The sequence below is a fragment of the Hymenobacter cyanobacteriorum genome, assembly GCF_022631375.1.
GTDB classification, from domain to species: domain Bacteria; phylum Bacteroidota; class Bacteroidia; order Cytophagales; family Hymenobacteraceae; genus Hymenobacter; species Hymenobacter cyanobacteriorum.
Genome location: NZ_JALBGC010000007.1, coordinates 1 through 25,598, shown reverse-complemented (window position 1 = coordinate 25,598; position 25,598 = coordinate 1). Strand labels below are relative to the sequence as shown.

At 62.2% G+C, this 25,598-nt stretch carries 24 protein-coding genes; 17 read left to right on the top strand and 7 right to left on the bottom strand.

What is annotated here, in order from left to right; all coding sequences use genetic code 11:
* Positions 1–50: 50 nt before the first annotated feature.
* The 5 genes from MON38_RS21175 (at position 51) to MON38_RS21155 (ending at position 4,890) form a co-directional block, all read left to right on the top strand.
* Positions 51–494, top strand: a complete 444-nt coding sequence (locus MON38_RS21175; RefSeq protein ID WP_241938156.1) for a hypothetical protein — start codon at positions 51–53, stop codon at positions 492–494.
* 107 nt (positions 495–601) lie between these two features.
* A complete protein-coding gene (locus tag MON38_RS21170; RefSeq protein WP_241938155.1) occupies positions 602–2,302 on the top strand; it encodes an ABC transporter substrate-binding protein in 1,701 nt (566 codons plus the stop codon).
* 3 nt (positions 2,303–2,305) lie between these two features.
* Complete coding sequence (locus tag MON38_RS21165) at positions 2,306–3,364, top strand: ABC transporter permease (RefSeq protein WP_241938154.1); 1,059 nt, start codon at positions 2,306–2,308, stop codon at positions 3,362–3,364.
* On the top strand, positions 3,352–4,344 hold the full coding sequence (locus tag MON38_RS21160; RefSeq protein ID WP_241938153.1) for an ABC transporter permease: 993 nt from the start codon (positions 3,352–3,354) through the stop codon (positions 4,342–4,344). The genes MON38_RS21165 and MON38_RS21160 overlap by 13 nt, the downstream gene beginning before the upstream one ends.
* Positions 4,345–4,692: 348 nt before the next feature.
* Positions 4,693–4,890: a hypothetical protein gene (locus MON38_RS21155; protein ID WP_241938152.1), complete on the top strand. Its 198-nt coding sequence runs from the start codon at positions 4,693–4,695 to the stop codon at positions 4,888–4,890.
* A 176-nt stretch (positions 4,891–5,066) separates the two neighbouring features.
* Here the strand turns inward: MON38_RS21155 and MON38_RS21150 are convergent, their stop codons facing one another.
* The 6 genes from MON38_RS21150 to MON38_RS21125 form a co-directional block, all read right to left on the bottom strand.
* The gene (locus tag MON38_RS21150) at positions 5,067–5,987 is read right to left on the bottom strand and encodes an SDR family oxidoreductase (protein WP_241938151.1); all 921 of its coding nucleotides are present in this window, start codon (positions 5,985–5,987) and stop codon (positions 5,067–5,069) included.
* A 27-nt stretch (positions 5,988–6,014) separates the two neighbouring features.
* Positions 6,015–6,677: a peptidylprolyl isomerase gene (locus MON38_RS21145; protein ID WP_241938150.1), complete on the bottom strand. Its 663-nt coding sequence runs from the start codon at positions 6,675–6,677 to the stop codon at positions 6,015–6,017.
* A 63-nt stretch (positions 6,678–6,740) separates the two neighbouring features.
* Entirely contained in the window at positions 6,741–7,667 is a 927-nt protein-coding gene (gene hemC / locus MON38_RS21140) for a hydroxymethylbilane synthase (RefSeq protein WP_241938149.1), read from the bottom strand.
* 34 nt (positions 7,668–7,701) lie between these two features.
* A complete protein-coding gene (locus MON38_RS21135) occupies positions 7,702–8,841 on the bottom strand; it encodes a DNA polymerase III subunit (protein WP_241938148.1) in 1,140 nt (379 codons plus the stop codon).
* 259 nt (positions 8,842–9,100) lie between these two features.
* The gene (locus tag MON38_RS21130) at positions 9,101–10,309 is read right to left on the bottom strand and encodes a GlmU family protein (protein WP_241938147.1); all 1,209 of its coding nucleotides are present in this window, start codon (positions 10,307–10,309) and stop codon (positions 9,101–9,103) included.
* A 173-nt stretch (positions 10,310–10,482) separates the two neighbouring features.
* Positions 10,483–10,752 (bottom strand): type B 50S ribosomal protein L31, encoded by a 270-nt coding sequence (locus MON38_RS21125; protein WP_241938146.1) that lies wholly within the window; start codon positions 10,750–10,752, stop codon positions 10,483–10,485.
* A 230-nt stretch (positions 10,753–10,982) separates the two neighbouring features.
* Here MON38_RS21125 and MON38_RS21120 point away from each other — a divergent pair, with 230 nt between their 5' ends.
* From MON38_RS21120 to secDF, 7 genes are all read left to right on the top strand, one after another.
* Positions 10,983–11,396, top strand: a complete 414-nt coding sequence (locus MON38_RS21120) for a hypothetical protein (protein WP_241938145.1) — start codon at positions 10,983–10,985, stop codon at positions 11,394–11,396.
* 168 nt (positions 11,397–11,564) lie between these two features.
* Positions 11,565–12,146, top strand: coding sequence for an RdgB/HAM1 family non-canonical purine NTP pyrophosphatase (gene rdgB / locus MON38_RS21115; RefSeq protein WP_241938144.1), 582 nt, complete (start codon positions 11,565–11,567; stop codon positions 12,144–12,146).
* Positions 12,147–12,246: 100 nt separating this feature from the next.
* A complete protein-coding gene (locus MON38_RS21110) occupies positions 12,247–12,891 on the top strand; it encodes a uridine kinase family protein (RefSeq protein WP_241938143.1) in 645 nt (214 codons plus the stop codon).
* Between the two features lie 175 nt (positions 12,892–13,066).
* On the top strand, positions 13,067–13,462 hold the full coding sequence (locus MON38_RS21105; RefSeq protein ID WP_241938142.1) for a hypothetical protein: 396 nt from the start codon (positions 13,067–13,069) through the stop codon (positions 13,460–13,462).
* Between the two features lie 89 nt (positions 13,463–13,551).
* Entirely contained in the window at positions 13,552–14,013 is a 462-nt protein-coding gene (locus MON38_RS21100; protein WP_241938141.1) for a DUF4268 domain-containing protein, read from the top strand.
* Between the two features lie 54 nt (positions 14,014–14,067).
* The gene (locus MON38_RS21095) at positions 14,068–14,430 is read left to right on the top strand and encodes a hypothetical protein (protein WP_241938140.1); all 363 of its coding nucleotides are present in this window, start codon (positions 14,068–14,070) and stop codon (positions 14,428–14,430) included.
* Between the two features lie 159 nt (positions 14,431–14,589).
* Positions 14,590–17,586 (top strand): protein translocase subunit SecDF, encoded by a 2,997-nt coding sequence (gene secDF, locus MON38_RS21090; RefSeq protein ID WP_241938139.1) that lies wholly within the window; start codon positions 14,590–14,592, stop codon positions 17,584–17,586.
* Positions 17,587–17,745: 159 nt separating this feature from the next.
* On the opposite strand, the gene MON38_RS21085 is transcribed toward secDF, so the two are convergent.
* Complete coding sequence (locus tag MON38_RS21085; RefSeq protein WP_241938138.1) at positions 17,746–20,838, bottom strand: FG-GAP-like repeat-containing protein; 3,093 nt, start codon at positions 20,836–20,838, stop codon at positions 17,746–17,748.
* 199 nt (positions 20,839–21,037) lie between these two features.
* Here MON38_RS21085 and MON38_RS21080 point away from each other — a divergent pair, with 199 nt between their 5' ends.
* The 5 genes from MON38_RS21080 to MON38_RS21060 all read left to right on the top strand — a co-directional run bounded on the left by MON38_RS21080 (position 21,038) and on the right by MON38_RS21060 (position 25,419).
* Complete coding sequence (locus tag MON38_RS21080) at positions 21,038–21,649, top strand: RNA polymerase sigma factor (protein ID WP_241938137.1); 612 nt, start codon at positions 21,038–21,040, stop codon at positions 21,647–21,649.
* On the top strand, positions 21,639–23,327 hold the full coding sequence (locus MON38_RS21075; RefSeq protein ID WP_241938136.1) for a hypothetical protein: 1,689 nt from the start codon (positions 21,639–21,641) through the stop codon (positions 23,325–23,327). The genes MON38_RS21080 and MON38_RS21075 overlap by 11 nt, the downstream gene beginning before the upstream one ends.
* A gap of 84 nt (positions 23,328–23,411) precedes the next feature.
* Positions 23,412–23,813: a c-type cytochrome gene (locus MON38_RS21070; RefSeq protein ID WP_241938135.1), complete on the top strand. Its 402-nt coding sequence runs from the start codon at positions 23,412–23,414 to the stop codon at positions 23,811–23,813.
* A 53-nt stretch (positions 23,814–23,866) separates the two neighbouring features.
* Positions 23,867–24,460: a YceI family protein gene (locus MON38_RS21065; protein ID WP_241938134.1), complete on the top strand. Its 594-nt coding sequence runs from the start codon at positions 23,867–23,869 to the stop codon at positions 24,458–24,460.
* Between the two features lie 38 nt (positions 24,461–24,498).
* Positions 24,499–25,419 (top strand): DUF5777 family beta-barrel protein, encoded by a 921-nt coding sequence (locus MON38_RS21060; RefSeq protein ID WP_241938133.1) that lies wholly within the window; start codon positions 24,499–24,501, stop codon positions 25,417–25,419.
* The last annotated feature ends 179 nt before the right edge of the window (positions 25,420–25,598 follow it).

Below are 25,598 nucleotides of genomic sequence, written 5' to 3'. Positions count from 1 at the left end.
AACTTTGTGTCATTCAAACATCTGACACACATTTTAACGCTCCGAATACCGTGCTTAACCTCCTCACTATCGCTCTCTTTCAAGCCGCCAACATTTTTTTCGGCTCTCCCACCCAAGCCACCTCTTCCGTAGCTAGCAAACCCGCCATTAACTGCTCCATCGACGGCGGCAGCGGCGGCTGGACCGGTGACATTGCAGCCATTGACGGCGGCAGCGGTGGTTGGACCGGTGACTTCACCACTATTGACGGTGGCAGCGGCGGTTGGACTGGTGATATTGCGGCAATCGACGGTGGCAGCGGCGGTTGGACGGGCGATATTGCTGTCATCGACGGTGGCAGCGGCGGCTGGACTGGCGATATTGCGGCAATCGACGGTGGCAGCGGCGGCTGGACGGGCGACATTGCAACCATCGACGGCGGTAGCGGCGGCTGGACTGGCGATATTGCGGCAATCGACGGTGGCAGCGGCGGCTGGACGGGCGATATCGCCTAAATAGTCCACGGGAAGGCAGTTTTGCCTATCTTGCCCTCATCCCGAGCAATGGGGCAATTTCATTCCACCGCGTGAACACTGGTTTTTCTGCCCGGATTTTAGTTTGCTTGAGCCTGCTGCTACTAAGCAACTGCACTGCCCGGCGCGACCAATCCGACGCAATTCGTATCCGGTGGGCGCACGACCCCGAAACCCTGACCCCCCTGGCCCTGCAGAACCAAGCGGCCATGGATGCCAGCAACCTGATGCACGTGAGTCTGCTACAGGCCAACAGCCAGCCGCTTGCCATTGAGCCGGCGCTGGCCGCGCAGCTGCCAACGATGGCCCGGCAGGGCGATTCGCTCACGACGTTTCGCTACACCATTCGCCCCGCCGCCACCTGGGACGATGGCCGTCCGGTACTGGCCACCGACGTGGCCTGCACGCTCAAGCTGATGAGCTGCCCGGGCCTGCCCAATGAAACGGCCCGGAATAATTTTGGCCGGATTCAGCAAATTGAACCCGACCCAGCCGACCCCCGGGCTTTCACGCTGATTTGCCAGGGGCAAGCGCCGGATTTGCTGCTTGTTACGGGCGATTTTTTTATTCTTTCCGAGGCCTCGCTCGACCCACGGCACCGCCTGCGACGCTATTCGCTGCCCGCGCTACAGCGCTGGCCCGCCACGCGGCCGCCCGATTCTGCCCTGCAAGCGCTGGCCCGCCACTACCTCGCCGCCGACCTGGCCAACCACCCCGAACGTAGTCCGGGCTGTGGCCCTTACCGCCTGGCGCGCTGGGAAAAAGACCGATACCTCTCGTTTCGGCGCAAGGCTGGTTGGTGGGGCCACGCCCTGTCGGGCCTGCCCCTCGCGCTCCAGGCCCGCGCCGCCCGGCTCGACTACCTGGTCATACCGGATGCAAGTGCGGCGAACCTGGCGCTACGGCGCGGGGACCTCGACGTGTACCCCCAATTTCCGGCCGCTGATTTCCAGCGCCTGACGGCCACTCCCACGGCGGCTGTGCGGCTATACGTTTCCGATTCGTATGACATTGCGCTCGCAGGCTTCAATACCCGGCATCCGGTGCTGGCCGATGCCCGCACCCGCCAAGCCCTGAGCCGGCTGTTCGACACGGCCGGGCTGTTGCGGGGCACCCAACACGGCAGCGGGCAGCGCACGGCCAGCTTAGTAGCGCCTTTCGACCGTGCCAATTACAACGACAGCCTTCGCCCCGTGCCTTACGACCCGCCGGGCGCGCGCGCGCTATTGCAGCAGGCCGGCTGGCAACCCAGCGCCACTGGCTGGCACCGGCCCGGGCCCAAGGGCCTCCAGCAACTACACCTGGTGGTGCGTTACCGCGCCGAGGATGCGCTGTTTGCCACGGCTGCACTGCAGTTTCGGGCGGCGGCCAAGGCCTTGGGCATTGGTGTGGAACTGCTGCCTACCGAGTCGGCGCTGTTTGGCAAGGCACTGGCCGAAGGCGACTTCGACGTGTTTATGCGTACGCTGCGTGGCAACCCCTTCGCCATCAACTTTACCCCGCTGCTGCATTCGGCCAGCCCGAGCGAAACCAACGCCACCCGGTTCAGCAACCCGGCTTGCGACCGGCTTATCGATGCCATTGCCAACACCAATGACTCATTAGCGCGGGCACGGCAGCTACGGCAGTTGCAAGGCCTGCTGCAGTGGCAGGCACCACTGGTGCCGTTGTTTTTTCTGCCTAACCGCGTGGCTGCCCGCCGCGATTGCCAGGGACTGTACGTGAGCAGCCTCAAGCCCGGGTTTGTGGCCCCAACCATTGAGCGTACGGCCGCTGCCGCCGCCCGCTAACCAATGGGCCGCTTACTGCTTCGGCACCTTGGCCAAACCTTGCTGGGCACCTGGCTGCTGGCCTCGGCCGTATTTCTGCTCAGCCGGGCCGGGAGCGACCAGGTATTGCAGCAGGCCTTTGCAGCTGCGACGGAGCAGCTGGCTCCTGCTGCCTCAGCGGCCGATGTGCAGGCCAGCCGCGCCATCACCCGCCACCGCCTGGGGCTCGACCAGCCGCTGTTTTATGTGGGGCGCACACCGGCCGGGGGCTGGCAGTGGCGCGGCTGGCACAACCAGTACCACCAGTGGCTGCAGCAGCTGAGCCACGGCAGCCTGGGCACTTCCTTCCGTACCGGCGAACCGGTAACGCAGCGGCTGGCGCGGGCGCTGGCGCTCACGCTGCCCCTCACCATTGCAGCGGCGGTGCTAGCAGCCCTAGCGGCGCTGGCCCTGGCGGGGTGGCTGGCAGCGGCCCCGCGCTGGCAATTGCCCGTGCGCTCGGTGCTGGTGCTGCTGCAATCAATGCCGCTGTTCGTCATCGCGCTGGCGCTGTTGCTGCTGCTGGCTAATCCCGAAGCTCTGGACTGGTTTCCGGCCAATGGCCTGACCGCTGTCGCCGACGCTGGCAATGCCGGCAGATTTTCGTCGAGCGTCTTGCTGAGGACCCTGCCTCAACTGGTACTGCCCATCACCGCCCTGGTCCTAAGTACCTTGCCCGAACTCACCCTGCAGCTTGATGCGGCACTTTCTTACGAGCTGCGCCAGCCTTACATCCTCACAGCCAAAGCAAAAGGCTTGCAAAGTTCTGCTGTTGTGTACCGCCACGCCCTGCGCAATGCCCTGCTGCCCACGCTGGCCCAGCTGGCCGAACTGCTGCCAGCCGTGGTGGCTGGAGCCGTGGTGGTGGAGGTAATTTTTACGCTGCCGGGCATGGGTCGCCTTTTGGCCGAAGCTGCTGCTGCCCGCGATTACCCGGTGCTGGTAGGCGGCGTATTGCTGGTAGGCACGGCCCGCTTGGTATCGCTGCTGCTCGCCGACTTAAGCTATTCCTGGGCCGACCCCCGCATTCGATGGCAAGCCTGAGCGCCGCTGGTTTGCGGCTGGGACCGGGCCAGTGGCTGGCGCTGGCCTGGCTGGTGGGCCTGCTGGCATTGGCCACGCTCGCCCCGGCGCTGCCCCTGCCCTACCCGCCAGGCACGCCCGACCTGGCCCACATGGCCGAAGGCCCTTCCAGCGCCACACACCATTGGCTGGGTACCGATGCGCTGGGCCGCGACGTCCTCAGCGGCTTGGTATTCGGCGCCCGTACCGCTCTGTTCCTCACGCTGCCAGCAGCCCTGCTGGCGGCCTTGTTGGGCGGCATTGCCGGAGGAGCTGCCGGTTTCTGGGGCAATCGGCTTCGGCTGGGCATTGGGGGTTGGGTTTTGGCAGTCAGCATTCTAGCCGGGGTTTTAGGATTTTCGCGAACGATGGTAGCCGTCGGCGCCGGCCTGGCGGCGGCACTATGGGCCAGCGGGCGCTTGTTTCGGCGGGCTATTGCGTTGTCAGTGCCGCTCGATTCGCTGGTACTGGGCACGGCCACCGCGCTCGATACCGTGCCCCGGCTTATTCTGGTGCTGGCGCTGGTGGCCCGGGGCGGGGTATCGGCGTTGGGGTTGGGGCTGGTGCTGGGGCTTACTTCGTGGGCGAGCCCGGCCCGGCAGGTCAGGGCGCGCATGCTGGCCGTTCGGGCGCTGCCATTCATCGACGCGGCACGAGCATCCGGGCTTTCCCCGGTTCGGGTGTGGTGGCTTCATGCCTTGCCGCACGCGCTTCGCCCATTGCAAACGGCCCTGCCCCTCAGCATTGCCGGCCTGCTGGCTCTGGAAAGCACCCTTTCGTTTTTAGGCGTAGGGCTGCCGCCGGAAGCCGCCAGTTGGGGCCAGCAGCTGTCGGCGGCCCGGCAAGCCCCGCAAGCCTGGTGGGCTTTCACCTTTCCTGCCTTGGCGCTGGCTGCTACCATCTTCAGTATGCACTTTTTATCGCGAAGCCGCCGGCTTTCGGTACCGTCACCAAACCGCTAACCGCGACGTTACCGCTCAGCCCTTGGCATCTAAAAATTGCTTTTTTGTCCTAATTCTTCGATGTCAGAATTTCAAAGGATTTCCGGAAAACCCAATATCATTAATCTATTCAACCCATTCAATCAACATACTGTATTCAAGAATTTTACAGAACAAAGGCAACTATCTACCGCACCGTTTAACGTCTTTTAATTGATTTTTATTAATTAAAAATTATACTTATTTTATTATTGTCGATGTCCGCCATTTGCCATAAGTGTCCTTTTTTACCGCTTAGTATCCCGGTAATATTGTGGTGTCTTACAGAAGATGGCCTTGAGCCGTCGCCTATCTTACCCTGCTATTGCTATGTATTTGCTAGTATACCCTTCGCTGACCACGCCGCCACGGGCTAAAACCGCTTCCCAACCTTCGCGCCAGGCGGCGGTTGGAGTCGATTTTGTGACGCCTGATGGCATCATCGTGCCACGTGCCGCTGGCGAGGCGGCCCTGCTCGGGCACACGGCTGTGCTGATTGGTGGCCTGCTCGTAGGGTTCTGGTCGTAGCTCACGTAAATTCTTGACAACAAGCAACTTTCTTACTGGCATTGTGCCGTTCTCTTTTACTGCATCTGGTATGATATAAAACTACTTTTATTCAGTATCTACCCACTACTCCTCACTCTACCCTGGCTGGCTACTCCGGCCTGAGCAAAACCCGCTGTCTACCCCGGCGGGTTTTTTTATGCCCGGGCGCTAGCAGCGCCGTCGCTCTGCCGGCTAACCAACGCCATGCCATCGGCCAGCGAGTGGGGCTGGTAGCCAAACTCGCGCCGGGCTTTTTCGATGAGGAAACCGGTACGGGCAGGCCGGCGGGCGGGCTGCGAAAACGTGCTGGCCTCGACGCGCTCAATGAGAGCGGCATCGAGGCCGAACTGGCTGGCGACGCGCAGGGCCAGGTCGTAGGGCGTAAGAAATTCGTCGCCGCTGAGGTGGTAGATGCCCTGGGCCGCCTGTCGGGCCAGCAGCCAGCAGCCTTCGGCCAGGTCTTCGGCCAGCGTGGGCGTTCGCCACTGGTCGGCCACTACTTTGATAGGCCGGCCGGCGCGCAGCGAATCGCGCACCCAAAGCACCAGATTGGTGCGGCCGTAGTTGTGCGCCACCCCATACACCAGCACCGTGCGGGCAATGGCCCAGCGGCCGGGGCTGGCCTGCACCGCGTGCTCGGCGGCCAGCTTGCTTTCGCCGTAGAAATTGACGGGCGCAGGCACCGCGTCTTCGGCCAGCGGGCCGGCCTCGCCGCTGAACACGAAGTCGGTGCTTAGGTGGGTGAGGTGAATGCCGAGCGCGGCGCAGGCGGCGGCGAGGTACTGCACGGCGCTCACGTTGTGCTGCCAGCACGCGGCGCGGTGCAGTTCGCACTCGTCGGCATTGGTCATGGCCGCGGTGTGGATGACGTGGGTGGGCCGCTCGTAGGCCAGCACCTGCTGCACTTGGGCTGCCTGGCTCACATCGAGGGGCACAAATCGCACGGCGGGAAAATGCGCAGCCAGCTTGTTGGGCCCGCGCGAAGTGGCCACCAGCTCCACGCCAGGCTCCTGGTGCAGGCGCGCCACCAGCTTCTGGCCCAGTAGGCCGTTGGAACCGGTGAGCAGGATTTTCATACGGGAGGACTACGAAATTTCCGGCGGCTATTCGTATTTGAAGCCGTAGAGCTGGCTGATTTTCTTACGTTTAAGCTTTTCCACTTTCATCGTCATCTTGGCATCGACGGTGGGATGGTCGCGCTCGTCTTTGGGCAGCTTGGCAATTTTATCGATGACATCAAGGCCCTGAATAACCTGGCCGAACACGGTGTACTGGCCATCGAGGAAGTGCGCGCCACCGTGGTTTTCGACCAGGTAAAACTGGCTGATGCTGCTGGGCGTGCCGGCCGGGCCACCCATGCGGGCAGCGGCCACAGCCCCGTACTCGTGCTTGTGGCCGGGGCCGAGCTCGGCCGGCACGGTGCCTTCGTTGGCGCGGCCCATGCCGTCGTTGCTGGGGTCGGCATCTTTGGAATTGATGTCGCCGCCCTGAATCATAAAATTGTCGATGATGCGGTGGAAGCTGGTGCCGTCGTAGAAGCCGCTTTTGGCCTTTTGCAGGAAATTGGCTTTGTGCAGCGGCGTGTCGTCGAACAGCACGAGGCGGATAACGCCCTGCGTCGTGGTGATGGTCACGACTTCATCCTTCTTGCTTTTGTGCGGGTGCTTGCCGGGTTTTTCGGCGGCCAGGGCGGGGCCGGCCAGCCACAGCAGGGCCAGCAGCAGCCCCGAAAAACGAAGGAAACGGGAATTCAGAAAACTTAGCATAAACAGAAAGAGCGTTGGAAGTACGCAAAACTACACGGACCCGTGAATTGCGGCATGGGGCTATTAGCCACGGTGCTCGCGGATGCTGGCCAGGATTTCGCGGCCGCCCCGGGCCAACACGGTATCGGCCACGCGCACACCCAACGCCACAGCTTCGGCGGCCGTGTCGGCCGTCTGAATTTCCTCCACGTACTCTTCGCCGCTCAGGCTGATGAGGCCGGCGTGCAGGCGCAAGCGGCCGCCATCCAGCGTGGCCAGCGCGAACGACGGGATGCTGCACCCGCCCTCCATGGTGTGCAGAAAGGCGCGCTCGGCCGCGAGGCAAGTGTGGGTGTCGGCGTGGTCGAGAGCGGCTTTGAGGCGGACTTTGAGGTCGGTGTCGAGGTCGGCGGCGCATTCGATGGCGATACTGCCCTGGCCGGTGGCGGGCACAAATTGCGCCGTGTGCAGCGTGTGGCGCACGAGGTGCTCGTAGCCCATGCGGTGCACACCGGCGAAGGCCAGCACCAGCGCATCGAACTGGCCTTCCTCAAGCTTGCGCAGGCGGGTTTGCAGGTTGCCGCGGGCTTCGGCCGTTTCGGCGTGCGGGTAGAAGCGGCGCAGCTGGGCCTTGCGGCGGGTGCTGCTAGTGCCCAGCACGATGCCCGGCTTATCAAGCGAAAACTTCTCGTCGAAGCTCAGCACAACGTCGTTCACCTGCTCGCGCTCCAGGAAGGCCAGCAGCTCCAGCTCGCGCGGGATACTGCTTTGCACGTCTTTGGCCGAGTGCACGGCCAAATGGGTGTCGCCGCGCAGCAGGCTTTCTTCCAGCTCCTGGGTGAACACGCCCTTGGCCCCGATTTTGGCCAGGCTGCGGTCCTGCACGGCGTCGCCGGTCGTTTGCATGGGCACAATTTCGGTGTCGAAACCGGCTTTTTGCAGCAGCGCGGCCACGTGTTCGGTTTGCCAGAGGGCGAGGCGGCTGGCGCGGGTAGCGAGGCGGATTTTCATTATCAAACAGTTATCAATTAACACCGTTTCGGCTTCAGGCTTGCGCCATACGCAACTGGCCGCCCATTCGGAGGGAGCTATCCACGAACACCATTTTGGCGTTGGCGTTGCGCTCGATGTGGTAGTGAGCGTCGGTGAGTTCTTTGGTGAGCAGGTCGGCGTTGCGCGGCGTTACCAGCTTGGAGAATTTGGTGACGAAATCCTGCTCGGCGGCGGGCAGATGCGGCACAAATTTCGGGTCAATACCGAACAGCAGCACTTTGCGCACTAGGCCCAGCGAATAGCTAATGAGCTCCTTCTGGTTTTCGCGGCCCAGCTTTTGGAATTCTTCGCTTTGCTTTAGGATATCCGCGGCTTTCTGGCTGTAGGATTGCCGCATCCATTTGACGAAAAATTCGAAGTAGTCGTGGTCGGCGTTGGCATCGCGGCTGGCAATGGCGGCGCCTAGGCTGCCTTCGGCCAGCTGCGCCACCTGGCGGGCTTTCACCTCGGGCACCTGATACTCGTCGCGCAAAAACGCCGTAATGTCATCTTCCGAAAACGGGCGCACCACTACCGGCTGCACCCGGCTGATGATGGTGGGCAGCAGCTGCTCGGGCGCGTGGCTCACCAGCAGGAAGATGGTGGCGGGCGGCGGCTCCTCCAGCAGCTTCAGCACGGCGTTGGCGGCAGCCGGGTGCATGAGCTCAGGCAGCCAGATGATGACGATTTTGAAGCGGGCTTCAAACGCTTTCAGGCTCACCAGCTTCAGAATCTGCACAGCCTCGTCCTTGCTGATATTGCCCTGCTTGTTTTCGGCCCCGATGTGCTGCATCCAGTCGTTGAGCCCCTGGTAGGGGTTGTCGAGCACGAAGGCGCGCCACTCGGCCATGAACTTGCTGCTCACCGCGTCTTTGGCCACCGATTTGGTGGTGGTCACGGGCATGATGAAGTTCAGGTCGGGGTGGGCCAGCTTGGCTATTTTGGTGCAGGCCGGGCAGTGGCCGCAGCTGTCGTCGGCATCGGCGGCGCGGGCCTCGCAGTTCAGAAATTGGGCGTAGGCCAGCGCCAGCGCCAGCGCCGCGCCGCCCTCCTGCCCCCGAAAAAGCTGGGCGTGCGCCACGTGCTTCCGCTGCACCGACTGGCGCAGCAGAGCCTTCACGGCGGACTGGTTGGGGATGGAGGCAAAGGTCATAGCGCTACTATCATTTACCTAACGAGGCAAGACAAAATCAACCCCAATTGAAAGGATACCAACTAGAAAGAGGATACCGACAGCACTAAAAACCCTGGTTTGCCAGTCCGCTTCCTTTCGAAGTAAACGGAGCAGCAGAAATACGGCAACACTAGCTACAACAAGTCGCAACAGGCCAGAAATCCACGAATGAAGGAATCCTATTAATACCGTCACTGCTAATATGAAGCAGCAGAAGCCTACTAGAATTTTATTCATCTTATTTCGCCTTCTCCCAGATTCTATCCTCGGCCGTGGCGGCAAACACCGTCTGCATAATCCCCTGCTCCACCGCATCGTACGGCAGGCTGCGGCGGGCCATCACGCGCTCGGCTACTTCGTTCACCTTGGGCAGCTGGAAGGTTTCGAAGCCCGCCGCGCCGCCCCAGCTGAAGCTTGGGATGAAGTTGCGCGGGTAGCCGGCCCCGAAGATGTTGGCCCCCACGCCCACCACCGTGCCGGTGTTGAACATGGTGTTGATGCCGCACTTGCTGTGGTCGCCCATCATCAGGCCGCAGAAAGTCTGGCCGGTATCCACGAAGCGCTTGGCGGCGTGGCTCCAGAGCTTCACCGGCGCGTAGTTGTTTTTGAGGTTGGAGGTGTTGGTATCGGCACCCAGGTTGCACCACTCGCCCAGCACCGAGTTGCCGAGGTAGCCCTCGTGGCCTTTGTTGCTGTAGCCCATCAGGATGCTGTTGCCCACTTCGCCGCCCACTTTCGAGAACGGGCCCACCGTGTTATCGCCGCGCATATTGGCCCCGGCGTTGATGTGCGAGCCCTCGCACAGCGCCAGCGCGCCTTTAATGATGGCACCTTCGTGCACCTGCGAGTTCTTACCCAAATAAATCGGGCCGTCCTCGGCATTCAGAATCGCGGCGCGGATTTTCACGCCTTCCTCCAGGAAAATATTTTCGGCCCCGTATACAATGGTGTGCGAGTCGGTGATGGGCTGCGAGGTGCGGCCGGCGGTGATGAGCGCGAAGTCGCGGCGGATTTCCACGCCGTTGCGCAGAAACAACTGCCAGGGCCGGTCGATTACCGTCACGGGCTCGGCTACCTGCTTGGTTTCGGGAATGCCGTCTTGAATGAGCTCGGCCACCAGCGAGGCATCGGCCACGTGTGCGGCTACCAGCAGCTCGTCGCAATACAGTGCCTGGCCGGGTTGCAGGGCCTGCACCTGCCGGGTCAATAAGTCGTCGGGGCACACCGCGCCGTTGATGATGAGGGCCGCGCCACGAACGTCGCCGGCCGGAAACTTGGCTTGCAGGTACGGCTGCGTGAGGTAGCCCACGGTTTCGACCCCGAGCCGGCGCTGCCATTTTTCGGCCAGGGTAAGGATGCCGCAGCGCAGCGCCGCCACCGGGCGCGTGAAGGTGAAGGGCAGCAGGTGCGGCCGAATGGCGGGGTCGTCGAAGAGGAGAACGTGCATGCTTGTTTAGGCTGTTAGCTAATAGCTGCTAGCTGTTAGCTTTCCGTGGAAAGGGCAAATTTACGCCCGCCCGATTTGGAAAAGGGACATAAAAAAACTCCTTCCAGTGAAACCAGAAGGAGTTTTCAAAAATCTAACAACTGACAGCCAATGGCCAACAGCTACGGCAAAAGCTATTGCTTGCCTGCGCTGTTCTGCTCTTTCTTGGCGTAGCGGCTGCGGAATTTCTCCACGCGGCCGGCGGTGTCGATGAACATGTTTTTGCCCGTGTAGAAGGGGTGCGAAGCGGAGCTAACTTCGATTTTCACCAGTGGGTACGTTTTACCGTCTTCCATCGTGATGGTGTCGGTCGGCTTCATCGTGGAGCGGGTGATGAACTTAAAGTCCGAAGAAGAGTCCTGGAATACGACTTCCTGGTACTCGGGGTGGGTGTCCTTTTTCATATCGAGAGGTCGGTTTAACCGGTTTAACCCTGCCGATTTTGCGGAAGGGACTGCAAAAGTACAGCTTAGCTCCGAAATACCCAACCCCGGCGCTAAACTTTTCGGCGCGCGCCGCGTCAATACGACCGGCCAGGGCGCTTGTTGCGCCTGCGAAAAGGTTGTACATTTGAATCCGGCCCTCTTTCGGGGCTGGTCCGTTGCGCGTGCTAAAACCTGTACTCGTTTCCCATGTGCGCCTCCGTGCGGGGCTTCTGGCGCTGCTGCTCGTGCTGGGCAGCGTGGCGGCGGTGTATGCAGCCACGCTCACGCTCTTCACGGCGGCCTATTCGGGCGCGGTGGTGAAGGTGGAATGGGAAGTGAGCAACGAAGTCGACGTGACCGGTTTCGAGCTGGCCCGCAAATCGGCCACCGACGCCAGCTATTCCATGGTTAGCACCACCGCCGCCACCGGCCAGCGGCGCTACCTCTACCTCGATGCCAACGTGTACCGCGGCACCGCCACCACCACCACGCTGGGCGGCCCCTACACCTACCGCCTCACCGTGCGCAGCCCCGCCGGCGACCAGAGCTACCTCACCGTGCTGGCCGGCACGCCCAGCGCCGTGCAGCGCTCGTGGGGCACCATCAAGTCGATGTTCCGGTAGACCTCACCGGATGAGGCCACTCCGATTGGTTGAACGTCCTGCTGAGCTGGTCGAAGCATCTCTACCGTGCCAGTAATTCAATTATTATGGCAGTAAAGATGCTTCGACCAGCTCAGCAGGACGTTCTTTTGTGCTTCTCTGCTTACTCGTTTCCCACCATTCCCCAACATGCGCCTCTGCTTCGCTTCCAACAACGCTCATAAGCTCGATGAAATCCGCCCGCTGCTGCCGCCCGGCTTCGAGCTGCTGAGCCTGGCCGACATTGGCTGCCACGAGGAGCTGCCCGAAACGCAGGACACGCTCGAAGGCAACGCCCGCCAGAAGGCTGAGTACGTGCTCAATAATTACGGCGTGGGTTGCTTTGCCGACGATACCGGCCTGGAAGTGACCGCCCTGGGCGGTGAGCCGGGCGTGTACTCGGCCCGCTACGCCGGCCCCCAGCGCCGGAACGAAGACAACGTGGCCAAGCTGCTGCGCGAGCTGGCCGGCCAGCCCGACCGCTCGGCCCGTTTCCGCACCGTGGTGGCGCTGGCCCAGGCCGACGGCGCGGTGCACGAGTTTGCCGGTCAGGTAGCCGGGCACATTACGGAAACGCCCCGGGGCGCCGGCGGCTTCGGCTACGACCCGGTGTTTGTGCCCACCGAGGGCGACGGCCGCACGTTTGCTGAGATGAGCGGGGCCGAAAAGAACCGCATCAGCCACCGGGCACGGGCGGTAGCTGGATTGCTGGCCTTTTTGAATGAGAAATGAAGAATCAAGAATGAGGAATTTTGGCGCCTTTCAGTCCTATTTCAATTCTTCATTCCATTCTTAATTCTTCATTAAGCGCAGCGTCCTACCTTTGCCCGTTATGCAGACTCCCTACTTAATTGGAATTACCGGCGGCAGTGCTTCTGGCAAAACCACCTTCCTGCGCCGGCTGCTGGAAGCTTTCCCGGAAGAGCAGATTTGCCTCATCTCGCAGGATAATTACTATCACCCGCGCGAAAAGCAGCTGCGCGACGACCAGGGCGTCGAAAACTTCGACCTGCCGGCGAGCATCGACGCGGCCGCGTATGCCGATGACGTGCTGCGCATCAGCCAGGGCCACGAGGTGCGCCGCAAGGAGTACACCTTCAACAACGCGGCCGTGACGCCCAAGGAGCTGGTGTTCCGGCCCGCGCCCATTGTGGTGGTGGAGGGAATTTTCGTGTTTCACTTTGAGGAAATCGCCAAGCTGCTCGACCTGAAAGTGTACATCGATGCGCAGGAACACGTGAAGCTGCACCGCCGCATCATCCGCGACCGTGACGAGCGGGGCTACGACCTGGCCGACGTGCTCTACCGCTACACGCACCACGTAGCGCCGACTTACGAGCAGTTTATTGCCCCGTACAAGCACTACGCCGACATTGTCATCCCCAACAACCGCCACTTCGAGCGCGGCCTGGAGGTGCTGGTGGGCTACCTGAAGGCCCGCATTGGTGCCCCGACCGATGAGCAGCCGGCAAAGTAGCCACAGAGCGAAGTAACGGGGCCGATGCGGCGAGTTGGAATTTTTTTGAGAAATTTCAGCACTCTATCGTTCAAAAGGAATTATCTTCGACCTGATTTCGGTTGCGCCGGTGGTCCTCGGGGCCAGTGGTAGCCGTAGAAGGCCCGGATTTAGTCATCATTCATTCCTTGCTGTTATGAAACGCTCCGCTACTCGCTGTATCGCTCTTGCACTGTTTCCCGGGTTGCTGGCACTGGCCGGCTGCGACAAAAACGGCCAGGCCGGGGTACTGCAGCATCCGGCCAGCAATGCGGCCCTGCGCGCCGTGGTAACGCCCGACAAAGCCTATGAAGTCACCCTCGATGCCACGCTAGACAAGCTGAACCAGGAGAGCTACCTCATCATCACCAAAGCCGAGCGCGGCAGCGTATTCACGGTGCACACCGGCCCGCTGCCCGCCGCCGACCACGCCGTGTGCTTCGCCAGCACCAAAAACGAGGGCTTCAAGGAGTGCGTGGAGGAATACTACCACAACGCCGGCGGCGTGGCCATCCAGAACAACGAAGCTGGCTGGTGGGCCACTCCGTTGTAATTATGAGTTTTGAATTATGAATTATGAATTGACCCGAATGGCCTTTCTCCGAATTCATAACTCATAATTTTTAATTCATAATTAACCCAATGTATAGCAAAGCGGAAGTGACCCAACTGCGCCAGGCTTTCTGGACGGCGTTTGGGCAGTACATGGCCCCGGTGCCCTCGGCCGAGGGCGACACCACCAACTGGATAAACTACAAGACGGGGCTCAAAAACGTGTATTTCCGGATGCAGGCCGACAAGGCGCGGGCCAGCATCGGCATCGAGCTCACGCACCCCGACGCGGGTATTCGGGAGCTGTTCTGGGAGCAGTTTCTGGAGCTGCGCACGCTGCTGCACGAAACCCTGGGCGAGGAATGGACCTGGGAGGCGGACTACACCAATGCCAACGGGGAGCAGCTGAGCCGCATTTACACCGACCTGGCCCCCGTCAACCTGTTCAGCCGCGACGACTGGCCCCGGCTGATTTCGTTTTTCAAGCCCCGGCTCATTGCCCTGGATGCGTTCTGGGCCGATGCGCAGTGGTCGTTTGAGGCGCTGAAATAAGGGGTTGCCCCCATTCCCGCCAAAATGGTATCTTTGCAGACCCCGTACTGCAACATGTTCGCACTGCTATCCCGTTTTTGGTTCTCGCTCCGCTTTGCCCTGCTCGCCGCCACGGTGCTGCTGGTGCTGGGCCTGAACCAGCGCGCGGTGAGCGTACTACGGCCCATCGGCAAGGGTGAGGCGCGGTTCACCCGCGCCACGGTGGTGAAACAGAAGGTACTACTCGAAGCCACTTCTTCGGTGAAGCACTTTGTGGCCCCGCCGCTGGTAGCTTGGCTGCCGGCCGCCGTGCCCGGCCTGTTGCTGCCTACGCTGCGCTTGGCGCTGGCCGTGCCGCGCCTGCGGGCAGGCATTCGCATGGGTGCGGTATTTCGGGCGCGGCTGCTGGCCGTGGCCCTGTCGCCGCAAGCCCCTTAATGAAGTGTTGAATTTTGAGGGTTGAGGGTTGAATGACCGTTTGCTAAGTGGCGAATGGCGCATATTCAATCCTCGACCCTTTTCTTTTCCGCTTTGCTTATTCCTGCTTTCAGGCCCGGGAATTCAACCCTCAACATTCAAAACTCAACCCTTCTAATAATGCGTAATAAAGGATTAATCATTGCCCTCACGCTCGTCGTGACCGCACTGTGCGCCTACTTTCTGTTCTTCACCTACGTCTCGCGCGGGGTGCAGCAGAAAGCGGTAGCCTACGCCACCCGAAACGGCAAGCTCGACGAAGCGGCCCGCCAGCACTACCTCGATTCGGTGTGGCGCGCGCCGGTATACGGCCCCTTCACCTACCGCGAAGTGCGGCAGAGCGAGCTTGGCCTCGGCCTTGACCTGAAAGGCGGCATGCACGTGACGCTGGAAGTATCGCCGGTGGAAATCGTGCGCGCCATGAGCGGCAACAGCAAGGACCCCGCCTTCAACAAGGCGCTGGCCCAGGCCCAGGATGCCCAGAAGGCGGCCCCGACCACGCCCTTCACCACGCTGTTTGCCCAGGCTTACCAGCAGACCTCGAACGGCCAGCCGCTGGCCCGCATCTTCGCCAACTCGACCAACAAGAGCCGCAACATCACCATCAACTCGACCAACGAGAAGGTGCTGTCGGCCATCGATAAGGAAGTGGAAGAGGCCATCGACCGCTCGTTCAACATCCTGCGCACCCGCGTCGACAAGTTCGGCGTGAACCAGCCCAGCATTCAGCGCGTGAAGGGCACCGGCCGCCTCCAGATTGAGCTGCCCGGTGTGGACAACCCCGACCGCGTGCGCAAGCTGCTGCAAGGCCAGGCCAAGCTCGAGTTCTGGGAAGTATGGAACCAGAACGAAATCGGCCCCTACCTGGTAGCTCTCGACAAGCAGCTGCAAGCCAAGGATGCCGCTGCCAAATCGACTCCCGTTGCGACCGTGAACTTGGCCGACACCACGGCTGCTGCTGCCGCCAAAGGCGACACGACCTCGCTGGCTGCCCAGCTCGCCAAGAAAGCCAAAGCCGGCAAAGGCGCGGCTGATTCGACGGCCACCGCCAACCAGGGCGGCGTGCTGGCCAAGCTCTTCACCATGCCCGGCCGCCTCGGCGTGAACCTGCGCGACACGGCCCGCATGAACAGCATCCTGCGCTCGCCCGAAGCCAAGGCTACGCTGCCCTCCACCCTGGCCCTGCTCTGGAGCCTGAAGCCTACTACCATCGACAAGCAGGAATACCTGGAGCTGATTCCGGTGCGCAAAACCCGCGACGGCGTGCCCCCCATGAGCGGCGAAGTAGTAAGCGACGCCCGCGCCGACATTGGCCAGACCGGCCAGCCCGAAGTGCTGATGAACATGACCCCCGCCGGCTCGCGCAAGTGGGCTAAAATGACGGCCGCCAACATCGGCAAGCAGGTAGCCATGGTGCTCGACGACTACGTGTGCTCGGCCCCGGTAGTGCAGGGCGAAATCACGGGTGGCGGCACCAGCATCACGGGCAGCTTCGCCATCGAAGACACCCAGGATTTGGCCAACCAGCTGAAAGCCGGTAAGCTGCCCGCTCCTACCCGCATTGTGGAAGAAGCCGTAGTGGGCCCGTCGCTGGGTCAGGAAGCCATTAACCAGGGCCTGTACTCGTCGCTGGCCGGCGTGGTGATTATCATGCTCTTCATGGCCTTCTATTATGGCCGCGCCGGTATCGTAGCCGACATCGCCCTGCTCTTCAACATCTTCCTGATTTTGGGCGTGCTTGCCCAGTTCGGCACCGCCCTCACGCTGCCCGGCATCGCCGGTCTGATTCTGGTGATGGGTACTTCGGTAGATGCCAACGTACTGATTTTCGAGCGAATCCGTGAGGAACTCGACCACGGCCTCGGCCTGATGGATGCCATCAACAAAGGCTACTCGCGCGCCTTCTCGGCCATCTTCGACTCGAACGTGACGACCATGCTGATTGCCGTGATTCTCGGCTTCTTCGGCACCGGCCCGGTACAGAGCTTCGCCATCACGCTCGGTATCGGGGTACTGACTTCGTTCCTGTCGGCCGTGTTCGTGTCGCGCCTCATCATCGAGTGGATGGTGAAGGGCAACGAGAACCACCCGATGACCTTCAGCACTTCGCTCTCGCGCAACCTGTTCAAGAACCTGAACTTCGACATCGTGGGCAAGCGCAAGCTGGCCTACACGTTCTCGGCCGTGTTCATCCTCGTGGGCTTCGGCCTGATGTTCGCGCAGGGTGGCCCGAACCTGGGTGTGGACTTCAAAGGTGGCCGCGCCTACGTGGTTGACTTCAACAAAACGATGGTGGCTTCGGACGTGGCCGATAAAATCCGTCCCGCGTTCCAGGGTGCCGGCCTCGAAGTGAAGCAGTACGGTTCGCCCGACCGCCTGCGCATCACCACCGGCTACCTGGCCGAGGATGAAAGCCCCGCCGCCGATGGCAAGGTAGTAGCCGCCCTGAACCAGGGCCTGCAAGCCTACAGCGCCGATGCGCCGGTTATCAAGTCGACTTCGAAAGTAGGGGCTACCATCGCCGACGACATCAAGCGCACTTCGGTGCTCTCGCTGGGCCTCACGCTGCTGGGCATCTTCATCTACGTGCTGTTCCGCTTCGAGCGCTGGCAGTACTCGATGGCCGCCGTGGTCGCGCTGTTCCACGATGCGCTGCTCGTGATTGCGGCCTTCCCGATTGCCCGCCTCTTCGGCTTGAACTACGAGATGGACCAGATTTTCGTGGCCGCCCTGCTCACGGTTATCGGCTTCTCGATGAACGACACGGTGGTTATCTACGACCGGATTCGCGAGTACCTGCGCGAGAACCCCAAGCTGACCTTCGCCCAAGTGGTGAACCCGGCCTTGAACTCGACCTTCTCGCGCACGATGATTACGTTCACCACCGTGTTCCTGGTAGTGCTCGTGATGTACATTTTCGGCGGTGAAACGCTGCGTTCGTTCTCGTTCGCGATGATTATCGGCGTGATTTTCGGCACCTACTCGTCGCTGTTCATTGCCACCCCGATTATCCTCGACACCTACGGCAAAAAAGAGGAGCGCGAGCGCCTCGCTGCCGGCGAGGACGTGAGCGGCCTGCCCGGCGACGCGCCCAAGCTGAGCACGACGACCGTCTAGACTGCGTTACCGGATTTCACTGATTTTGCAGCCGACTTTATTCGGCTCCAGGTCAGGAAACCAGCATAAAAAAAGCCGCCCCGAGGGCGGCTTTTTTTATGCTCATCATACTGCACCGATATCGTTGTGCGGAATCCCGTGACTTGTCTATTATGGCCACTAGTAGACAACAACTTGTTTGGAAAGCACGCCGACATTGGTTCTGAGCCGCACGAGGTATAGGCCGGGAGCCAGCTGCCCTATCGGCAGGACCACCTCGGCGGTTTGGCTGTTAGGATTCAGCATCGGCTGGGCCACGACCTGCCCGAGCGAGTTCACCAGTTCGAGTGGCGTTGCTGGCAGGGTCGTAGCCCCCCGCAGCTGCACGGTAAGCGACTCGTGGGCCGGATTGGGATACACCGCCAGCTGTGCCCCGGTGCCCGCACCGGTCCGGCGGCTGGTGGGCGTGCCCTGGTTAAGCCGCAGAAGCATCGAGCCTGACCACTGCGAGGCGAGCAGGTCGAGGTCGCCGTCGCCATCCAGGTCGGCCAATAGCGCGGGGGCCGGCCAGGTTACGTTGGTGCCGAGCACTAAATCGGAGCCCCGGCCAAAATTACCCGCGCTGTCGTTGAGGCACACGCTCATCACGGCCGAATACGACCCAACGTTGCCCACGCCGGCCCGGGCCACCACCGCGTCAATATCGCCGTCGCCGTCGACGTCGCCCACCAGCAGGTTCTGAAACGTGAGCACCCCGCCGTTGCTCACCAGCGCAAGCGCCGCGCGGCTGCCGAAAGTGGCGTTGCCGTTGTTCAGGCGCACGCTCAGGTCCTGGCCATCGGCAGCGAGCAGGTCGAGGTCGCCGTCGCCATCCGCATCCACGGCCGCCAGCGTGCCCGCGTTGCTGGTGGCCACGGTAGTGGGGGCATCAAACGTGCCGTACCCGTCGTTGCGGCTGATGATGATGGCGGTGCCGTTGGTGGCGACGAGGTCGAGGTCGCCGTCGCCGTCCATATCGGCCAGCAGCACCTGGCTGGAGCGGATTCCCACTTCCCGCGTGCCCAGGCTGCCAAACGTGCCGTTGCCGGCGTTCAGCACCACGCCTACCTTGGTGTAGTCGTAGCCCGCTACGGCATCGGGGTCGCCGTCGCCGTCGACATCGCCTACGGCCAAACCCGCGGCAAAAGCACCCATCCGGGCGAACTGGAGCGGGGCAAAAGTCCCGTTGCCATTGTTGATATTGGAGCCAATTAAACCAAAGCCCCCGCTGGTTGGCAGGTCGTAGGTGCTGCTGGAAACCAAATCAAGGTCGCCATCAGCGTCTAAGTCGACCATGGCTACTTTTCCAATTGTGTAGGGATTACTGGCGAAGGAGCGGCTGGCGCTGAAAGTAGCACCGCCGTTGTTGATGCTTACGCTCGTGCCATTCACCAGGTCCAGGTCCCCGTCGTTATCGAAGTCGACGGCAAGGGGAGCTGCCGTAACGCTCGGCAGCTGGCCGGTGCCCCCGAACACCCCCGTGCCGCCCCCCACCGCCGCCGTGAACTGATAGACGTGAGGTTGGGCCGGCGCGGCAGTACTGCTCCGCACGGCCCGCGTGACGCTTACCGATAGCTGCTCGCCCGGGATAAAGTCAAGGGCTGGGTCGAAGGTAAGCGTGCTACCGCTGACGGTGGTTTGGCCTGCCAGCCGCCCGCCGCGCTGGCTGCTGCTCACACTCAGCCCGGCCCGAATGGCGGCCGTGTTGCCCAACGGCTGGTTGAAGGTGAGGGCCACGTTGCTGGCGCGGGGCGCGTTGCGCAGGTTGCGGACAGGGGCCAGGGCGGTAACGGCCAGCGCGGGGCCGGGCGTGAGGCTATTGACGTTCAGCAGCTCCTGAATGCCACTGCTGCTGGCTACGAGCAGGTCGAGGTCGCCGTCGCCGTCCACGTCGCCGGCTTTCACTTGCTGCGTGCTGTTGGCAATGGGCAGCGTGGCACCACCGGCAAAGGTGCCGGTTCCGTTGTTCATACGGATGTCCATCGTCGCGTCCTGGCCATTGGCCACCGCCAGGTCCAGGTCGCCGTCGCCGTCCAGGTCGGCCAGGCCGATGCTCTGTGGACGGTACCCAACGGCTATTGTGGCATTGTTGCCAAAGCCGCTGGGCCCGTTGCTGCGGCAGATGATGACGTTGGAGGCGTTGTCATAAATCACCGCCAGGTCGGGGTCGCCGTCGCCGTCCACGTCGCCCACCGCCAGGTCCTGCACCCGCCCAATGTAAGGGTAGCCGGCCACCGGGGCCAGAATGACCGTGCCAAATCCCCCGCTTCCATTGTTGAGGCGGACGGATACGGCCGAGGAAAAATAGTCGTCGGAGAGCAGGTCCAGGTCGCCGTCCCCATCCACGTCGGCCACGGCCACAGCTTTCGAGGCTCCGCCCGCATTCACCACCGTGGCCGCGCCAAAACTTCCGGTGCCGCCGTTCATTGCCACGCTCAGGTTGCCGGGTATTCCCCCGCCGGCAGAGGTCGCCGCCAGGTCGAGGTCGCCATCGCCGTCGAGGTCGGCGGCAACGGCCTGGTAAGCGTTTACGGCTACGGCGATGCCCGCACCGAAAACGCCCTGCCCGTTATTCAGGCGCACGCTCGCAGCGGAGCCGTCGCTGCTGATGAATAGGTCGAGGTCGCCGTCGCCGTCCAGGTCGGCCAGGTCGAGGTCAGATGGTAAATAGCTCACCGTGAAGCTGGAGCCTACCGTGTACAGGCCGCTTCCGTTGTTGAGCCGGACCCCCAGCACCACTGGGTTGAAACGGGCTTCCACCACCAGCAGGTCAAGGTCACCGTCACCGTCCACATCGCCCACGGCGGTGCGCTGGTCCGGGGTGAAGGTGGGAATAACGCCACCATTGCCGAAAGTGCCCGTGCCGCCCGAGGCGGCAGTAGTGAACTGAAACACATGCGGGGCGGCCAGCGGAGTTCCCGCGCTGCTTTGTACCGTCGTGGGCACCGTTACCGAAACCACTTCGCCGGGCTGAAAAGCCTGCGCGGGCGCAAAAACGAGGGCGTTGCCACTGGTTGTAGAGGTGCCCGCCAGTCGGCCGCCGCGCAACGCACTGAATACCCGCAACGCACCACTGCTTGCGCCCACCGGCTGCGACAGCGTGACCTGCACCGGGGCAGTGCGCGCCACGGCCAGCGCATTGCGGGCCGGGCTGAGCGTGCTGATGGTAGGGGCCTGCGCCCAGCCGGGCAAAGCAGGGAGCAGCATAGTGGCGAAGAGTAACGCGTGTTTCATGGTAGAATCAGTTTGCAATTCTTGTAAGAGTGCGCTCCAAGCTTCTTATTCACGGTTCGTACTTGGGTGGTTTACAAACTCAAAGCTAGTATAATTACCTGCCATACTTGCTTGTCCAACAACTCAATTATGACGCGCAGGCAACCCTTTTTCAGTATCTTCCGAGTGGTGAACAGAAGCCGTTGCTCTTCCCGTTTCTATGCTGCACCTTTCCCCACCTGATTCTGCATCTGCCCGGTTTGCCGAGCTGCTGGCGGCCTGCCGCCGGCAGGAGCGGGTGGCGCAGCGCCGCCTCTACGCCCAGTTCCACGGCCTGGCGCTGAGCGTGTGCCAGCGCTACGCCCGCGACCGCGACCAGGCCATGGAAGCCGCCAACGACGGCTTCCTGAAAGTATTCCGCGACCTCGGCCGCTTTGATGATACCCGCCACCCGGACGATGTGCTGGGCTCGTTCCGGGGCTGGCTCAAGCGCATCATGGTGCACACCGCCATCGACCACTACCGCGCCAACGAGCGGCACCAGCACCAGCAGGAGCTCGACGACGCCACCCTGAACCAGGCCGCCCACGACGCCACCCCGCTCGATTCGCTGAGCTACGACGAGCTGCTGGCCCTGGTGCAGCGCCTGCCCCCGGCCTACCGCACGGTGTTCAACCTGAGCGTGATTGACGGCTTCAGCCATGAGGAAATTGCCGCGCAGCTGCACATCTCCGAAGGCACTTCCAAATCCAACTTATTCAAAGCGCGGGCCCATTTGCGCAACATGCTGGCCCAGTGCTCGATGCTAGAGAAAATCCGCTATGTGGTCTGATAACGATATTGATAACGCGTTTCGCCGCCTCGCCCCCGCCGAGCCCGAGCCCACGCCCTTCCCGCTCGACGCCTGGCTGAAGCTGGAGGCCGGACTGGACCAGGCCGTGATTGACCGGGCCGTGCGCCGCCGGCTGTGGCAGTTTTTCGCGGCCGAAGTGGCCGTGGTGGCGCTGGTGGGCCTGGGCTGGTCGCTGTGGCCGGCCAGCGAAGCGGCTTCGGCAAATGCCAAAGCGCAAACCGAGGTTTCGACAGTTTTGCCCGCTCGTAACCCAGCCGATACAAAGCGTCTTAAGCACTTGGCAGTTGGTAAGGCAAACGGCACACATGCACCGGCTACCCAACTCAGCACCGGCAGCCTGGCAGCCACCACGCCACGCCTGGCCACCGAAGCGGCTGGCCCCCCCGCTACTCCAGCAGCATCACCGGCAACCGCTACTGCCACAGTTGCTACCGTTATGCCCGCTCCCGCAGTAGCTGGTCGCGGACGACACCTGCCACTGGAATTAGCATTAACCCCGAGCCGGCACCGGGCCACAGCCACTCGCACCTACCCGGCCGAGGGCCGGCGGGCAATGTCAGGGAACGGCTCTGCGGTGCGCATCAACTCTACCGACGACCAATCGGCAAGCGCTTCGGCGAGCGGAAAAGCAACGCAAAAAGCCGCCACCCGCGCGCTGGCGGGTGCTGCTCCGGTGGCTAAAACGAAGGCAAGCGCTTCAGTGCCCGTGCGCCCCGAACGTGGCAACAGCCCGGAAACAGCCGGCCTTTCTGCTGGCAGTCCAATGGTCGCCCCGTCCCGGGTGGCCAGCGAGGTGGCAGTTGCAGATGCTGCCTCGCACGGCCCCGGCGCGGCGGGCGATGCGCCTGCCGCCCGCCGTTTGGCAGTTGCTTCCGAAATGGGAAATAGCTTAGCAACGAGCCCAACCGATGCCACTGCTGCTTTGCCGGAACCTACTGCAGCGGGCACTCTGGCGCCTATGGCAGCTTTGGTAATCGCCGCCCCCCGAGTATCACCCACTGAAGCCGTGCCGGCGCCGCTGGCCCTCACGGAGCTGACAGCTGAACCACTGCCCGCCGTGGTGCGCCAGCCGCGCCTTTACGTGGGCGTGGTGGCTGCACCCGATGTGAGCACCGTGAAATTTGTCGACGTGCAAGCCCCCCGCCTCAACCTGGGCCTGACGCTGGAGTACCGCCTGGGCCAGCGCTGGCGCCTGGCCACGGGCGTGCAACGCTCGACCAAAGAATACTACGCCCGCCGCGAAGACTACGACTGGACCAACTACCCCCGGGCGCAAACCCGCGATTTTAGCTGGGTAGAAGGTGAATGCACCGTGCTCGACGTGCCCCTGAACCTGCGCTACGATGCCGTGGTGCAGGCCCATGCCCGGTGGTTTGGCACGGCCGGCCTGTCGTCTTTCTTCATGCAGCGCGAAAACTACCGCTACGATTACCTCGACGGCGGCACCTACAAACTCTGGGAAATGCCGGGCCTGGTTAATGCCAACCGCCACCTGTTCAGTGTCCTCAACCTTTCGGCCGGCTACGAATACGGCCTGGGCACGCACTGGCGCCTGCAGGCCGAGCCCTACGTGAAAGTGCCGCTGGCCGGCGTGGGCGCGGGCAAGGTAAAGCTGCTCAGCGCGGGCTTCTACTTCGGCCTGAAATACGGCTTCTGAAACTACCCCGCTTTTTCACTGACTTAGTGCCGGCGCGTTCGGGCGGCGGCCTGGAATTTTTCTGCCTTCAGCCTTCTCCTTTTTATGCTTGCAACTCCTTCATTTTTCGATTTGGCCCCGTGGCGGCGGACGCTGCTGGGTGCGGCCATCGCGCTGCTTGGGGCAGCCGCCGGCTGCACCTATTCGCACGGCGACCCGGCCCCGGCCTGCGACGTGGCCCACGAAACCGTTACCTACCAGAGCGTGATTGCGCCCATCATCGCCGCCAATTGCCTGCGCTGCCACGGCAGCACCGTGGCAGCCACCCAAGGCGGTAGCATCAACTTCAGCACCTACGCCAACCTCAGCAACTTTCCGCAGGCCAGCCTGCTGGGCAGCGTGCGCCACGAGCCCAACCACCCCTTCATGCCCCAGGATGGCGGCAAGCTGTCGGACTGCGACATCCAGCGCCTCGAAGCCTGGTATGCGCTGGGCAAGCCTCAATAATTGCGTCGGGCCGCCGCCACCGGCCGGCATCACCCTTGTTCTCCGCCCCCGCTATGAAACGACTGTTTTTTCTGCTGCTGCTCCTCCTGCTTCTGCGCGACGTTGCTCCAGCCCTCGCCCAAGGCCGCTACCTCACCAAAACCGGCCTGGTGAGCTTCTTCTCGGCCAGCCCGATTGAGGACATCGAAGCCCGCAACCAGCAGGTGGCGGCCATGCTCGATTTCAGCAACGGCCAGCTGGCGTTCAGCGTGCCCATCAAGGGCTTCGTGTTTAAACGCACGCTCATGCAGGAGCATTTCAATGAGAATTATATGGAATCGGACAAATACCCCAAAGCCACGTTTGCGGGCCATTTTGTGGGGTTCGATGCGGGCCAGCTGGCCACCGCCGGCGCGCACCCGGCGCAGGTAGAAGGCGACCTCACCCTGCACGGCGTGACGCACCGCATCCGGGTGCCGGCCACGGTGGAGCTGCGCGGCGGGCAGCTGCTGGCGCAGGCCACGTTCCCGGTGGCCTCGGCCGACTACAACATTGAGATTCCGCTGCTGGTGCGCAACAACATCGCCAAAATCATCAGCGTGCACGTCGAGCTGAACTGCCCGCCCGCCGCTGGCGCCGTGGGCGTGGCCCCGGCCGCCAGCCACTGATTGCGCTTTCCTACTATCCGTTATTTCCACTCCCGCTTATGCTTTCTTCTCTACGCACACTGTTTATTGCCACTGGCACGCTGGTGGCAGTGCTGGGTTTCGCGCCGGCCGCTCATGCCCAAACCGACTTGCTGGGCGAGCTCGAAAAGCAAACCGCCGACTCGACCCGCCGCGAAGTAGTGGCGGCCACGTTCAAAGGCACGCACATCATCAACGCGCAGTCGGTTGAAACGCCTGGCGCGGGCACGCTGGCCTTTCTCATTCAGCACCGTTTCGGCACGCTGAACAGCGGCGCTTACGAGTTTTTCGGGCTCGACCAGGCCGTGTTGCGCCTCAGCTTCGAATACGGCATTACCAACCGGCTGGCGGTAGGCATCGGCCGCACCAACATCGAGAAAACGTTTGACGGCTTCGTGAAATACAAGGCCCTGCAGCAAACCACCGGCGCGCACGCCATGCCGGTTACGGTAACGCTGCTGGCCTCGTCGGCCATCACCACGCTCAAGTTCACGCAGGCCACCAACGTGCCCGAGCGCAGCACCGCCTCGCGGGTCGACTATGCCTACCAGGTGCTCATTGCGCGCAAGTTCAGCCCCGGCTTGTCGGTGCAGCTCATGCCCACGCTCATCCACCGCAACTACACGCCGCTGGCCGGTATGCAGAACGACGTGTATTCCGTCGGCGCGGGCCTGCGCCAGAAGCTCACCAAGCGCATTGCCCTCACGGCCGACTACTTCTACCTGCTGCCCGGCTACGTGGCCGACAATTTCCACAACGCCCTCGGCGTGGGCGTCGACATCGAAACCGGCGGCCACGTCTTCCAGCTCCACTTCACCAACGCCAAAGGCATGTCGGAGAAATTCTTCGTGCCCCAAACCACCGGCAACTTCTTCAACGGCGACATCTATTTCGGCTTCACCGTGGCCCGCAATTTCACGGTAAAATCGCAATTGAAATAAGTTAAAAGTTGAGAATTAAAAGTTAAAAGGCCCGCCAGGATAATTCCGGCGGGCCTTTTAACTCGTATGATTGTCATGCCTTTCTGCGAAAGGTAGCCGGAGCAGGAAGCAGGGTCACCACGTTTAACTAAACGCGAAGCTGCGGCCTCGACGTTGCTCAAAAGAAAGCGTGCCCTGTT